Raw genomic sequence first — 12,786 nt, forward strand, 5'->3', positions numbered from 1 at the left:
GGTAACGACGTCCGAAGCTCATGACCCGGCCTCCCCCGGCCGCCCCGGCACCGGAACGGACTCCAACTCCCCGGATTCCGGTGGCTCTTCACCCCTCGTGACGGCCTGCGCCGAGGTGAACGACCCGATCTGCCGCAACAACGCGGGCGCCGAGGCCCCGGCCGCCACCGCCGCGTACAGTCCGGTGATCTGGGAGTGCAACAGCCACCCCGTGACCGCCCCCAGCGCTATCCGGCTCAGTCCGGCAGCCAAGTCCGCCGAGAAGTCGACGTAATGACGCAACGGCGGCATCCGCCGCCGCCTCTCCTGCCGTGCCCGATGCCGCGCCGCCTGCCACGCCAGCAACCGCCCATTGGCGACCACCAGTTCGACCAACGCTCCCCCGACGCCGCCGTACCCGGCCGCGTGAGCCCAGTCCAACTCCGGTCCTCCCCAGACAGGTTGATTCTCCGCCAGCGAGCATCCTGCATCCCCCACCCGCAGTTCAAGACGCACCGGGTGCAAAGTGACTCAGCACCCGCTCCCGTTCCGGCCCGGCCATCTCCCCGTTCCGGTCAGGTAACCGGCGTGGGTATTCGCTCCGCCCGGCTTGTACTCCGCAGACCGATGGACTCATGCCTGCGTGCTCAGCAACTGCGCGATCCGATCGGTGACTTCGACCAGCCGGCCGGGGTCGCCGTGTTCCCGCCCCCAGTGGGCGGCGCTCACCGCGCGGGCCTGGGCCCAGCGGCGGACCCGGTCGTGGTCGAGTTCGGCGGCGTCCGCGTAGATCGCGAGTCGGCGCAGCACCGCCCGGCGCAGGTCGCCTGCGGCGAGCAAATCGTCAAATCGGCTGCGAAGCAGGGTGATTGCGTCGTAGGCCGGGTCGCCGACGTAGCCCTTGGGGTCGATGGCCAGCCAGGGTTCGCGCTCGGCGCGCAGGATGTTGCCGAGGTGCAGGTCGCCGTGGACGAGGGTGTCGGGCTGGTCGGTTCCGAGTTCGCGGACGGTGGCGATCGCGGCGTCCACCACCTGGCGCGGCAGCGGCCGGGCCAGCCGGTCGGCGTCCGCGCGAAGGTCGGCCGCCCACTGTTCGCCACGGTCGCTGAGCCGTGGCAGGCCGGGCGGTGCGGCCACCGCCAGTCTGTGGGTGAGGCGGCCGGCAATGGCGACGGCTTCGTCCACGGCGACGTCCCGGTGCTCGGCGAGGGTGCGCCGGTCGGCCCGCTCCAGCAGCATCGCGAACCGGGCGTCGTCGCGCCGGAGCAACCGCACCGCACCGTGACCGCCCCAGACGGCGAACGCGTCCGTCTCGTAGGCGTTGCCGGGGTGCGGGAACGAGACCTTCAGCACGGCCGACTCCTGAGGGTCCTCGCCGACCTGGCCGAGGACGAACCGGACCCGCGCCGGCGCGAGTTCCTGAAGTCCTTCCCTTCCGCCACCGGCCTGGTCGAGGAGCCCTGACGGGATGTGGCCCCCTGGTGGGGTGGTCGCGCCGGCGCGGTGATCAGCGCAGGTCCGTCCACAGGAGGCGCTCAGGGCCGGCCGGGTCGAGGTGGATGGTGGGGGCGGTGGCGTTCAGGCGCATGACGGAGCGGTCGGGGAGGTAGGGGGGCCAGGGCGGGAGCAGGCTGGTGGTGGGGTGGCCGTGCTGGGCGAAGGTGGTCCAGGCGGTACGGATCCGCTCGGAGAGCAAGGGCTGGTCGGGGGTGTTCATCAGCGGGTCGTGCAGGTTGCCGAAGACGGGGCCGAGTTCGGCCATGTGGCAGGCGCCGAGGGCGCCGTTCAGGGCCGGGGAGGGCTGGGTGAACTCGTAGAAGTAGGTGTCGGCGCCGTGGGCGGCGCGGGCCTCGGCGATGCGGATCGCGGGCAGGCGGTAGCCGTGGTCGGTCATCACGGCCGAGAACAGGTCGGCGGCGTCGGCGTCCGGTCGGTGCGAGGCGTAGGCGGCGCGCGCGGCGACGGGGTCGAGGCCGAGGGCGGCGAGGAAGCCGTGCAGGAAGCCGTCGTTGATACGGTCGGCCATGCCGAGCGGGACGAGGAACAGGCGGAACTCCTCGGCGGTGACGCCGGTGAGCAGGTCGAGGTGGCGGCCCGCGCCGGCGGCGATGGCGTCGATGGGGCGTTCGGGGAGCGTCGCGGTGCCGGTGACCGGCAGGACGGTGGTGCCGCCGCCCGCGGACTCGCCCCACTGGGCCGGTTCGGTGCTGCGGGCGATCTCCTGGGCGAGTCGGCTGTTGGCGGCGGCCAACTCCGCCGGCGGGACGGCGGCGAGGGCTTCGACGGTGCACTCGGCGCCGGCGAGTTCGGCCAGCCGTGCGGTGATGCGGCGCCCGATCTCGGGGGTGTGGACGTGGTGTCCGGCGCCGCTCTGGGTGATGGCCCGGCGAAACAGGCCCTCGGCGCGGGGCATCGTCATGAGCGCGGTGATGCCGATCGCTCCGGCGGACTGCCCGAAGACGGTGACGTTGCCGGGGTCGCCGCCGAACGCGGCGATGTTGTCGCGCACCCACTCCAGCGCGGCGATCTGGTCCAACAGGCCGAGGTTGGCGGTGCCGTCGGGCAGCAGCAGGAAGCCCTCCGCGCCGAGCCGGTAGTTCAGGGTGACGCAGACGACGCCGTCCCGGGCGAGGACGGAGCCGTCGTAGGTGGGCAGCGAGCCGGACCCGTTGCGGAAGGCGCCGCCGTGGATCCACACCATGACGGGCAGCCCCTCACCGGAGCAACTCGGCGACGGCGTCCAGACGTTGAGGTTGAGGCAGTCCTCGCCCTGCGGGCCGGCCTCCACCAGAAGCCCGGCCATCGCGGGGGCGTAGCCGGGTTGCGGGGCACTCGGGCCGGGGACGAGCGCGTCGCGGACGCCGCTCCACGGCTCGGGGGCCACCGGCGGTCGCATCCGGTTGGCGCCGAACGGCGGTGCGGCGTAAGGGATTCCCAGGAAGGACGCGGTGCCGTCGTGGAGGCGGCCGCGGACCTGGCCGTGGCGGGTGCTGACTGTGACGTTGCTCATCGGAAGTCCGGTTTCGGAAGGGCTCGGGGTGGTTCGGGCGCTTCGAGCCTTCCGCCCGCTCACCGCGGCCGCAACCGAATTCCCCGTGCCCGGCGCCCGGTTCAGCCGCTGAACGCCAGCCGCAGGGCCAGCACCGCGACCAGCCCGTAGCCCGCCGCGTACGTGGAGCGCCGCACCCGGGGTCCCAGCTTCGCGCCGGCGAAGGCGCCCGCCGCGGCGAGGACGTGCTGCCAGACGAGCGAGGCCAGGAAGACACCGGCCACGAAGGCGGTGGCGCCGGACCGGGCGTCGGTGCCGCGGGCGGCGATCAGGGCGGTGAAGTAGAGGGCGGTGGTCGGGTTGACGAGGGTCAGCAGGGCGAAGCGGACGAACGCGCGGGCCGCGCTGCCGGGCGACGGGGCCTCGGTGGGTTCGGCGGTGCGGCGAAGGCCGAGCAGGCCGTGGACGGCGATCGCGCCGAGCAGCAGGGCGGAGACGGCGTGCACCGCGCTCTCGTGGCCGGCGAGCAGGTGGGCGACCCGGGGGCCGGCCAGCACGGCGACCGTCGCGTACGCGCCGTCCACCGCCGCGACCGCCGTCGCCCCGCCGGCGGCGGGCGCCCAGCCCCGGCGGCCCTCCTGGAGCAGCAGGACCCCGACCGCGCCGAGCGGCACCGCCACTCCGAGCCCCGCCACCACACCTTCGAGCGCCGCGCCTGTCGTCATCCCCCCACAATGGCGGCCGAACCCGCCCGCCCGCACCGGTTTTTCGCTCCGCCGACGGTCAACTGACGCCCCCGAACCGCCACTTCACTACCCGTACAGTCAACACCCGTGGCAGCAGGCCGAGTTCACTCGGTCCGCACGCAGCCCGCTCCCCCGCGCCGCTGGTGCGCGGCCCGCCGCGCGAGCACCGAGCGGTAGGAGAGCAGGGACAGCACCGAGTCCGCCGACAGCACGGACGCGGCGCTGCGCCAGGAGCCCACCGACAGCACCGAGAACGACGAGCCGACGCTGCCGAGCGACAGCGCCGAGCCCACCGAGCCGATCGACAGCACGGAGTACGCCGACCCGATCGACAGGAACGACCCCACCGATCCGATCGAGAATCCCGCGTCCAGCGCCCTGCGCCACCCGTCCCGGCAGTCCATCACGGCCCGTCCTCCGCACCCGAAGCGAACAACTGAATTTGTCCGACCAGTCATACCCGACAGGCGGGCTGCTCGGCACCGCGAGGCACCTGCTTGGATGGGGGCCGGTCGCCCGACGGGCGGAAGCCGAGGATCGGAACCTCGCAGGTCGGAAGGGGTAGGCATGGGCACGGTGGGCGCCGAGATCCTGTCGTTGGGGTTGCTGGGCGTCGTGCTGGTGAGTGCGGTGCGGCGACCGTTCGGGTGGCCGGAGGCGGTGGTGGCGGTTCCGGCGGCGGGGCTGCTGGTGGCGGTCGGCGCGGTGTCCCCGGCGGCGGCATGGGGCGAGCTGGGGCGGCTCGGGCCGGTGGTGGGGTTCCTGGCGGCGGTCCTGGTACTGGCCCAACTCTGCGACGACGAGGGGCTGTTCGAGGCGTGCGGCCGCTGGATGGCGAGCGCGTCGGGCGGCCGACCGGTGCGGCTGCTGGGGCAGGTGTTCGGGGTGGCGGCGGTGGTGACGGCGGTACTCAGCCTGGACGCCACGGTGGTGCTGCTGACGCCCGTGGTGGCGGCGACGGCGGGTGTCCTCGCGGTCCGGGCCCGGCCGCACGTGTACGCGTGCGGGCACCTGGCCAACACCGCGTCGCTGCTGCTGCCGGTGTCGAACCTGACCAATCTGCTCGCGTTCACCGCCAGCGGCCTGACCTTCGGCCGGTTCACCGCACTGATGGCGCTGCCGTGGCTGGGCGCCGTCGGCGTCGAGTACCTGCTGCTGCGCCGTTTCTTCGCCGCCGAGCTCGCCGTTCCTGCTGCTCTCCCCGCGCCCGCCGATCGCCCCCGGCTGCCCCGGTTCGCGCTGCTGACGGTGGCCGGCACGCTGGCCGGTTTCGTGGTGGCCTCCGCGCTCGGCGTCTCCCCGGTGTGGGCGGCGGCGCTCGGCGCGACGGTGCTGGCGGTCCGCGCGTTGGCGGCGAGACGGACCGACGCCCGCCGGATCGTGCAGGCGGCGGCACTGCCGTTCCTGGCGTTCGTGCTGGCGCTGGGCGTGGTGGTGAAGGCGGTGGTGGACAACGGGCTGGCCGGGTGGCTGGCCGCGCTGGTCCCGTCCGGCGGTTCGCTGCCGACACTGTTCGCGCTGGCGGGCCTGGCCGCGCTGCTCGCGAACCTGGTGAACAACCTGCCCGCCACGCTGCTGCTCGTCCCGCTCGCCGCACCGTCCGGCCCGGGCGCCGTGCTGGCCGTGCTGCTGGGCGTCAACCTCGGCCCCAACCTGACGTACGCCGGCTCGCTCGCCACCCTGCTGTGGCGGCGCATCGTGCAGGACCGGGCGATCGACGACGGCGGCCTGCGCACCTTCACCCGCCTCGGCGCGATCACCACCCCGGCCACCCTCGCCACCGCCGTCCTGGCGCTCTGGGCCTCCCTCCGCCTGCTCGGCACCTGACCCGGCCGGGGCGCCTGACCTGCCGCCTCTCGAACAGCCACCCGCGCGCAGCCGAACGGCTGAACGCCCGGGCGGCCCGGATGAAAACCTCACGGGCCCGCCCGGCCCTCCGGCACCGCCCGTCGGGCAGGTCATAGGGTCGTTTCGGCCCACGTCGGGGAGCTCCCCCGCACGTCGGGAAAATCTCCCCGCACTTTTCCGTTATCCGCCGACCGCCGGTGGATCTCCGATGGTGTGAGGGCACGACGCGAGAACACGAGGACGGGCCGGGCTGTGGACAGTGGGCAGGTGACGACGCTGGTCGGCCGGGCGCAGCACGGTGACCGGCAGGCGGTGGCGGAGCTGGTGGGGGGTCACCTGCCGCTGGTGTACAACGTGGTGGGCCGGGCGCTGTCGGGGCATCCGGACACCGACGACGTGGTCCAGGAGACCATGCTGCGGGCGGTGGACGGGCTGCCGGGGCTGCGGGATCCCGGCGGCTTCCGCAGCTGGCTGGTGGCGATCGCGCTGAACCAGGTGCGTCGCCGGTTCCGCGACGAGGACGACCAGGGCGACGGGGGCGCGGCGCGGGCGGTGCCGGACGCGGCGGCGGTCGCGGATCCGGCCGCCGATTTCGTCGGGCTGACGATCGTCCGGTTGGGGCTGTCGGAGCAGCGGCGGGAGGTCGCGGAGGCGACCCGCTGGCTGGACGAGGGCGACCGGGATCTGCTGGCGCTGTGGTGGCTGGAGGCGGCGGGCGAGCTGTCGCGGCCGGAGTTGGCGGCGGCGCTGGAGGTGTCGCCGCAGCACGCGGCGGTGCGGGTGCAGCGGATGAAGGGTCAGTTGGAGGCGGCCCGGATGGCGGTGCGGGCGCTGGGCGCGGTGCCGGGGTGCGCGTGGTTGGCGGAGCTGACGGCGGGTTGGGACGGTGTACCGGGCGCGTTGTGGCGCAAGCGGATCGGCCGTCATGTGCGCGAGTGCGCGGTGTGCGGGGAGCAGCGGCGCGGGCTGATGCCGGCCGAGGGGCTGCTGGCGGGCCTGGCGATGGTGCCGGTGCCGGACGGCTTGGCGGCCCTGCCGAGGATGGAGCCCACGGGTGCGGTCGGCTCGGCTGAATCGGCTGGCTCGGCTGGCTCACCCCGCTCGGCCGGCTCGGCGCACAACGCGTCCTCGCACCGGCGGGTGTCCCGGAAGGAGTCGCACCGGGCCGGCGCCCGGCACGGCCGTCGGGCGGCGCCTCGCCGGGGGCCGGGGCGGGGCCGGTTGCTGGTGGGCGGCGGGGTGGTGACGGTCGCGGCGGGGCTGCTGGTGGCGGTGCTCCTGCCGGGCTCCTCGCCGACGGCGGACGGCCCGGACGCGCAGCAGCCGCCAGTGGTGGCCGGTGCGGAGCATGTGGAGGCGCTGGCCGATCCGGCGGTCGGCACCGCGCCGTCCGCGAGCGCCTCGCCGTCCGCGTCGGCGTCACCCTCGGCGTCGGCTTCGGCGTCCGGAAAGGCGACGGTCCCGGCCCGGCCCTCGTCGCGGGCGCTCGCGCCGTCGGCCGGGAAGCGTGTGGGGGATCTCGGGCAGCAGGTGCTGGATCTGGTCAACGCCCAACGTGCGCAGGCGGGTTGTCCGGCGGTGTCGGCGAACGGGCAGCTGGCGGACGCGGCGCAGGAGCAGTCGGACGACATGGCGGAGCGCTCGTTCTTCGACCACACCAACCCGGACGGCGACGGCCCGGCGGAGCGGATCGACGCCGCCGGTTACGAGTGGAGCGGCTGGGGCGAGAACATCGCGCGCGGTCAGAACGACCCAGCGGCGGTGATGGCCAGCTGGATGAACAGCCCGAGCCACCGGGCGAACATCCTGAACTGCACGTTCACCGAGCTGGGCGTGGGGGTGCACCAGGGCGCGGGTGGGCCCTGGTGGACACAGGATTTCGGTACTCCGAGCTGATGCCTCGCCGCTGTGGATACCGCAGCCGTCGCCGTTGACGCTGCGGGCTGTCCACTGACGGGCGGGTGCGGGTCCGGCCGGGCTGCCCGACGGGTGCGGGTCCGGCCGTCCGACGGGCGGGTGCGGGTCCGGCCGTCACCGTTGACGGCCTCCCGCGCGCCGGGCGGGTCAGTCGGCGGCGGCGCGGCTGCCCCCGCGCGGGCGCGGGACGGCGTCGGCGTCGGCGCTCATGGCCGGCGCGCTCTCGCCCATCGCCGCCGCGCGCAGGTCGGCGAGGGCGTCGTCGACCGAGTCGTGGACATCGAAGATCCGTTGGATGCCGAAGAGTTGGAGGATCTTGCGGGTGTGGGTCTCGGGGCCGGGGAGGACCAGCCGGAGCCGGCCGCCGCGGGAGGACAGCATGCGACGGGTCGCGACCAGGACGGCAAAGCCGGTGGAGTCGCAGAAGTCGACCCGGCTGATGTCCACCACCATCCGCAGGCAGCCTTCGGTGACCAGTCGCTGGAGGCGCTCGCGAAGTGCGGAGACTCCGCTGATGTCCACCTCTCCGGCGACCTGGACGACCGTCCAGCCGTATCGCTCCCCGTAGCTCACGCTCAGTGCCACTCTGGTGCCTTTCTCTGGGATCGCTGGGGGTATGCGGCCTCTGCCCGATTCCTGCGGCCCGAACCCTGTTCCGGGTGACGATTTCGCGGCCAGCGGGAGGAATTTCCGCGAAATGTCATGGCGCGGCTCCGTTCGACGGTCGAATTCGTTGCTCCACCCGACGATCTGCACAGGATTTCCTCCGCTTGGCGGTACCGGGACGGCTGCCCACCCGTCCGGGCCGGGACGCGCCGGGCGGGGGCCGGTGACAGGCTGGGGAGAGAAGTGCCCGGCGAAGGGAGACCATCATGATCACCACCGATTTCGTGCCCGGTTCACCGTGCTGGCTCGACCTGGGCGCGCCGGACGTGTCCACCGCCGGGGACTTCTACGGGGCGGTGCTGGGTTGGGAGTTCAAGCCGCTGGAGGGCACCGACGGCACGTTCGGGCTGGCCACCTCGGGCGGTCGCACGGCCGCCGGGATCGGGCTGCTCACCGAGCGCGGCGCCCGTTCGGCGTGGATGGTGTACTTCTTCACCCCGGACGTCCACGAGACCGCCGCCTCCGTGCTGCGGGCGGGCGGCACGGTCCGGCTGGAGCCGCAGGACGCGGACGGCTGGGCGTCGATCGCGCAGTTCAGCGACCCGCTGGGCGGCCAGTTCGCGGCGTGGACGCCGGGCCGGGCGCGCGGTCTGGAGACGACGGACGACCCGGGCGCGCTGTGCTGGACGGAGCTGTACACCACGGACGCCTCGGCGGCGCTGGCGTTCTACGAGACGGTGTTCGGCTGGCAGCGCGAGGACATGCCGATGCCGGGCGGCGGGGACACCACCTACACCATCGTCACCCCGGCCGGGCAGCCCTCGGAGCGGATGCACGGCGGTGTGCTGCAGGTGCCGCCGGAGCAGTTGGCCGTGTCCCGGGGCGTGCCGTCCTGGCACCCGGTGTTCACGGTCACCGACTGCGACGCGGCCGCCACCACCGTGCGCAGCAAGGGCGGAGAGGTGTTGATGGGCCCCTCGGACGCGCCCGGCATCGGACGGATGGCGGTGTGCGTGGACGGCGCGGGCGCGGACTTCGTGCTGCTGACCCCGGCGCCGAGCACGCCCTGACGTCTCGTCAATTACCATACAGATCTAATCACTTGGCGAGCCCGCGCGCCTCGCGCAGCCGGTGTCCGGTGCTGCCGGGCGCGATCAGCGGGGCCGGATAGCCGACGGGGCGATGACGGGCCTGCCAGGGGCGGTGGATCGACCGACCGGGCAGCTCGGCGAGTTCGGGCACCCAGCGGCGGACGTATGCGCCCTCGGGGTCGTAACGGTCGGCCTGGGCAAGCGGGTTGAGGACCCGGTTGGGCCGGGTGTCGGTGCCGGTACCGGCGACCCACTGCCAGTTCAGCTGGTTGTTGGCCACGTCGCCGTCAACCAGGTGGTGGAGGAAGTGCCGGGCGCCGAGCCGCCAGTCCAGGTACAGGGACTTGGCCAGGAAGCTCGCGGTGAGCAGCCGTGCCCGGTTGTGCATCCAGCCGGTCTCGGCGAGCTGCCGCATCCCGGCGTCGATGATCGGGAACCCGGTGCGGCCCTGCCGCCAGGCGGTGAGTTCGGCCTCGTCGGTGCGCCAACTGTCGTGCCGGGTACGGTAGTCGGCGTGTGCGGCGGCGGGGCGGGCGGCCAGTACCTGGTGGTGGAAGTCGCGCCACACCAGCTGCCGGACGAACGCCTCGGCGCCCGCCCCGCCGCGCCGCTCGGCGAGGTGGACGAGTTCGTTCGCGGACAGGCAGCCGAAGTGCAGGTACGGCGACAGGTGCGAGGTGCCGTCGGCGGCGAGGTCGTCGTGCAGCTGCGCGTACTGGGCGGTGTGCCAGTGCTGCCAGGCCCGGCGGGCGGCGCGCTCGCCGGGCTCGGGCAGGCCGCGGGCGGTGGGCTTCGCGGTTTCAACTGCCTTGCCGTGCAGGCCCTTCGGGGTGTTCAGGGTGTGCGGCGCGGGCAGCGGGGTGCGGCGGCCGGCCTGCTGCCAGGCCCGGTGGTACGGGGTGAACACCGCGTAGTGGTCGCGTCCCCCGGGTGTCACCGCACCGGGTGGCACGGCCGTCAGCGATCCCTCGTGCACCCGCAGGCGCTCGCCGAGCGCGCGGCGCAGACGCTGTTCGCGCCGCCGGGCGTAGGCGCTGACTCCGGCGGCGACGTGCACGCTCCGCGCGCCGAGTTCGGCGGCCAGTCGGGCCGTCTGTTCGGCGGTGTCGCCCTCGCGCACCAGCAGCCGGCCGCCCGCGCGGCGCAGCGAGGCGTCCAGGTCGGTGAGGCAACCGGCCAGGAACGCCCGGCGGTTGGGCGCGTCGAAGCCGGCGGCGGCGATCGCCGGGTCGGTGACGAACAGTGGCACCACCTGGTCGGCGGCGGTGCGGGCGGCGTGCAGGGCGGGGTTGTCATGCAGGCGCAGGTCCTGGGTGAACAGGACGACGGCGAGGGTCATTTCGGGGCGCGGCTTCCGTACTCGGGCCCGGCGGTGGGGCGTTGGGGATGCGCGGGCCTGGGGCGGGCCGCGGGGGACGGGCCGTCCCCGTCTCCTCATCGGCGGCCGCACCGGTTTGGATGAGTGTCCCCGGTGCGGGAACATCTCGGCGGCGGGTCTCGTTCACCCGAGGTCCCGCTGCCTCACTGCTCAGGAGCGTCGTGCCCGAAACTGCGTCCGCCGTCCTTCCGTCCCTCACTGTGCAGGCCGAACGGCTGATCGAGCTGGGGGTGCACGAGCTCGCCGGTCTGTCCGCCGCCGAACTCCGCGCCTTCGCCGAGGCCGCCGGCGCCACCCCGTCCGGCGAAGGCGCCCTGCTCGCCGTCCACCCGGACCGCGCACCCGCTTCCGTACTCGCACCGCTGCTGCGCCGCGACGACAAGCCGGGCTTCGTCGTGGTCGACATGCCCGACGTGGACGACTTCGCTCCGCTCGACACGGTGGCGCTGCCCGACGGCCCGCTCTACCTGCTGACCGGCGTCAACCGGGGCGACCGGATGGCCAACTGGAGCCCGGACGAGGCGCTGCCCGCCCTCACCGGCGAGGCCCGCACCCCGCTGCTGCTCACCGAAGGCATCCACTGGGTGCTCCAGCAGCCCGCCGCGCTGGAACGCAACCGCTGCTTCATGACCATCGGCTCCCGGCTGCGCAAACCGAACGGCGCGTTGGACGCCCGTACCCCGGCGATCTGGATCAGCAACGGCACGGGGCGGGACGGCCGTGAGCGCCGCAACGCCCCGAAGGTCGGCTGGTGTTGGGCGGGCAACCGGCACACCTGGCTGGGCTTCGGGTCCGCGACGGGCCGCCACCGGTAGCAACCGCGAAAAGCGCGGCGGGTCGGGTCGGGAGTCCCAGTACCGTCGGGTCCGAACGGCGCGGGCCCCCGACCGGCCCGCGCGCCCTCGACGCGACAGGAGTGACAGCGTGCACCAGCTCACGTACGGCGACATCAAGGCGGCCGGCGAGCGGATCGCCGGGCGGGTCCGGCCCGTCGCGGTGGCCCCGCTCGACCTTCCCGACGGGGGTGGGGAGGTCTGGGCGGCGCTCGAACTCCTGCAGCACACCGGGTCGTTCAAGGCCCGGGGCGCACAGAACTTCCTGCGGGCGCACCGCGAGGCCGGCACGCTCCCCGACCCGGGCGTGACCATCGCCTCCGGTGGCAACGCGGGCCTGGCGTGCGCCTGGGCGGCGCAGCAACTGGGCGTCCGGGCCACGGTGTTCGTGCCGGAGACCGCGCCGGCGGTGAAGGTGGCCCGGCTGCGCGGCTACGGCGCCGAAGTGCGGCAGGTGGGCAGCGAGTACGCGCAGGCGCTGGCGGCCTGCGAGGAGTACGCGGCGTCCTCCGGCGCGCTGGCCTCGCACGCCTACGACCACCCGCTGATCGCCGCCGGCGCGGGCACCCTGCTGGACGAGATCCGCCGTCAACTCCCGCAGCTGGACACGGTGGTGGTGTCCGTCGGCGGTGGCGGCCTGTTCGCGGGCGTGGCCACGGCGGCCCGCGAGCACGGGGTGCGGACCGTCGCCGTCGAGCCGGAGGGTTCGCAGGCGCTGCACGCCGCGATGGCCGCGGGCCGCCCGGTGGACGTGGCCGTCGATTCGGTCGCCGCCGACGCGCTCGGTGCCCGGCGGGCCTCCGCGACCGCCCTGTGGGCCACCGGGCAGGACGGCGTCCGCACCGTTCTCGTCCCCGACAGCGAGATCGTCCGGGCCCGTCAACTCCTGTGGGACGGCTACCGGTTGGCCGTCGAGCATGCCGCCTCGACGGCGCTGGCCGCGCTCACCGGCGGCGCGTACCGGCCCGCCGAGGGCGAGCGGGTGTGCGTGGTGCTGTGCGGGGCGAACACGGACCCGGGCACGCTCGGCTGAGGACGCGTGGCGCGCTGTCGGAGGGCGGCCAGTTCTTCGCCCGGCTGCGCTCCGACGGCACCCTGCTGGACGCCTTCCGTGCCGCGCTCGACACCGGCCGCGCCCCCGAGGACCTGGTGCCGTTCGAGACCGAGCCCGAGGAGAGCTGGGAGGAGGGCCTCGCCACCGTCGAGCACCCCGGCCTGCGTGCCCACCTCGCCCACTTCCTCACCGACGGCGAGGAGGGCCTGATGCCGATGGTCGAGGACGCCCCGGCCTGGGGCCTCGACGCGTACGGCTGCGCGCCGGTGATGGGCTGGCAGGACGGCTTCGGCCAACTCGACCTGGCCGTCCTCCGCCTGAGCCCGCCGGTCGCGGGCACCTGAT

14 protein-coding genes are annotated in these 12,786 nt (G+C 74.3%); 7 read left to right on the forward strand and 7 right to left on the reverse strand.

Annotated features, from left to right (window positions below; all coding sequences use genetic code 11):
- Positions 1–18: 18 nt before the first annotated feature.
- The gene (locus ACZ6R9_RS16590; protein ID WP_380480665.1) at positions 19–375 is read right to left on the reverse strand and encodes a hypothetical protein; all 357 of its coding nucleotides are present in this window, start codon (positions 373–375) and stop codon (positions 19–21) included.
- Positions 376–612: 237 nt separating this feature from the next.
- Positions 613–1,332, reverse strand: coding sequence for an aminoglycoside phosphotransferase family protein (locus tag ACZ6R9_RS16595; RefSeq protein ID WP_465538661.1), 720 nt, complete (start codon positions 1,330–1,332; stop codon positions 613–615).
- On the opposite strand from ACZ6R9_RS16595, the gene ACZ6R9_RS16600 reads away from it, so the two are divergent.
- On the forward strand, positions 1,309–1,443 hold the full coding sequence (locus ACZ6R9_RS16600) for a hypothetical protein (RefSeq protein WP_465538662.1): 135 nt from the start codon (positions 1,309–1,311) through the stop codon (positions 1,441–1,443). The genes ACZ6R9_RS16595 and ACZ6R9_RS16600 overlap by 24 nt on opposite strands.
- 43 nt (positions 1,444–1,486) lie before the next feature.
- Here ACZ6R9_RS16600 and ACZ6R9_RS16605 read toward each other — a convergent pair whose 3' ends face one another.
- From ACZ6R9_RS16605 to ACZ6R9_RS16615, 3 genes are all read right to left on the reverse strand, one after another.
- Positions 1,487–2,989 carry a carboxylesterase/lipase family protein gene (locus tag ACZ6R9_RS16605; RefSeq protein WP_465538663.1) on the reverse strand — a complete coding sequence of 501 codons (1,503 nt, stop codon included), beginning with the start codon at positions 2,987–2,989 and terminating at the stop codon, positions 1,487–1,489.
- Between the two features lie 101 nt (positions 2,990–3,090).
- On the reverse strand, positions 3,091–3,693 hold the full coding sequence (locus ACZ6R9_RS16610; protein WP_380480657.1) for a LysE family transporter: 603 nt from the start codon (positions 3,691–3,693) through the stop codon (positions 3,091–3,093).
- Positions 3,694–3,818: 125 nt separating this feature from the next.
- Positions 3,819–4,118: a hypothetical protein gene (locus ACZ6R9_RS16615; RefSeq protein WP_380480655.1), complete on the reverse strand. Its 300-nt coding sequence runs from the start codon at positions 4,116–4,118 to the stop codon at positions 3,819–3,821.
- A 163-nt stretch (positions 4,119–4,281) separates the two neighbouring features.
- Here ACZ6R9_RS16615 and ACZ6R9_RS16620 point away from each other — a divergent pair, with 163 nt between their 5' ends.
- Both ACZ6R9_RS16620 and ACZ6R9_RS16625 read left to right on the forward strand, forming a co-directional pair.
- On the forward strand, positions 4,282–5,541 hold the full coding sequence (locus ACZ6R9_RS16620; RefSeq protein WP_465538664.1) for an SLC13 family permease: 1,260 nt from the start codon (positions 4,282–4,284) through the stop codon (positions 5,539–5,541).
- 288 nt (positions 5,542–5,829) lie between these two features.
- Entirely contained in the window at positions 5,830–7,458 is a 1,629-nt protein-coding gene (locus tag ACZ6R9_RS16625) for a sigma-70 family RNA polymerase sigma factor (protein WP_465538665.1), read from the forward strand.
- A 168-nt stretch (positions 7,459–7,626) separates the two neighbouring features.
- Here the strand turns inward: ACZ6R9_RS16625 and ACZ6R9_RS16630 are convergent, their stop codons facing one another.
- Positions 7,627–8,064: an STAS domain-containing protein gene (locus tag ACZ6R9_RS16630; protein WP_380480650.1), complete on the reverse strand. Its 438-nt coding sequence runs from the start codon at positions 8,062–8,064 to the stop codon at positions 7,627–7,629.
- Positions 8,065–8,351: 287 nt separating this feature from the next.
- Between ACZ6R9_RS16630 and ACZ6R9_RS16635 the strand changes: the two genes are divergently transcribed.
- Complete coding sequence (locus ACZ6R9_RS16635; RefSeq protein WP_465538666.1) at positions 8,352–9,155, forward strand: VOC family protein; 804 nt, start codon at positions 8,352–8,354, stop codon at positions 9,153–9,155.
- 28 nt (positions 9,156–9,183) lie between these two features.
- On the opposite strand, the gene ACZ6R9_RS16640 is transcribed toward ACZ6R9_RS16635, so the two are convergent.
- On the reverse strand, positions 9,184–10,515 hold the full coding sequence (locus tag ACZ6R9_RS16640; protein ID WP_465538667.1) for a cryptochrome/photolyase family protein: 1,332 nt from the start codon (positions 10,513–10,515) through the stop codon (positions 9,184–9,186).
- A 200-nt stretch (positions 10,516–10,715) separates the two neighbouring features.
- Between ACZ6R9_RS16640 and ACZ6R9_RS16645 the strand changes: the two genes are divergently transcribed.
- The 3 genes from ACZ6R9_RS16645 to ACZ6R9_RS16655 all read left to right on the forward strand — a co-directional run bounded on the left by ACZ6R9_RS16645 (position 10,716) and on the right by ACZ6R9_RS16655 (position 12,785).
- Positions 10,716–11,369 (forward strand): DUF5701 family protein, encoded by a 654-nt coding sequence (locus ACZ6R9_RS16645; RefSeq protein ID WP_465538668.1) that lies wholly within the window; start codon positions 10,716–10,718, stop codon positions 11,367–11,369.
- Between the two features lie 109 nt (positions 11,370–11,478).
- On the forward strand, positions 11,479–12,420 hold the full coding sequence (locus ACZ6R9_RS16650; protein ID WP_465538669.1) for a threonine/serine dehydratase: 942 nt from the start codon (positions 11,479–11,481) through the stop codon (positions 12,418–12,420).
- Positions 12,384–12,785: a hypothetical protein gene (locus ACZ6R9_RS16655; RefSeq protein ID WP_380480640.1), complete on the forward strand. Its 402-nt coding sequence runs from the start codon at positions 12,384–12,386 to the stop codon at positions 12,783–12,785. The genes ACZ6R9_RS16650 and ACZ6R9_RS16655 overlap by 37 nt, the downstream gene beginning before the upstream one ends.
- The last annotated feature ends 1 nt before the right edge of the window (position 12,786 follow it).

The organism is Kitasatospora sp. NPDC048662 (genome assembly GCF_055587065.1).

Coding starts and splice junctions, on each gene's coding strand:
- ACZ6R9_RS16605 (WP_465538663.1), bottom strand. CDS start 2,989: ATGAGCAACGTCACAGTCAGCACCCGCCACGGCCAGGTCCGCGGCCGC.
- ACZ6R9_RS16615 (WP_380480655.1), bottom strand. CDS start 4,118: ATGGACTGCCGGGACGGGTGGCGCAGGGCGCTGGACGCGGGATTCTCG.
- ACZ6R9_RS16610 (WP_380480657.1), bottom strand. CDS start 3,693: ATGACGACAGGCGCGGCGCTCGAAGGTGTGGTGGCGGGGCTCGGAGTG.
- ACZ6R9_RS16620 (WP_465538664.1), top strand. CDS start 4,282: ATGGGCACGGTGGGCGCCGAGATCCTGTCGTTGGGGTTGCTGGGCGTC.
- ACZ6R9_RS16640 (WP_465538667.1), bottom strand. CDS start 10,515: ATGACCCTCGCCGTCGTCCTGTTCACCCAGGACCTGCGCCTGCATGAC.
- ACZ6R9_RS16635 (WP_465538666.1), top strand. CDS start 8,352: ATGATCACCACCGATTTCGTGCCCGGTTCACCGTGCTGGCTCGACCTG.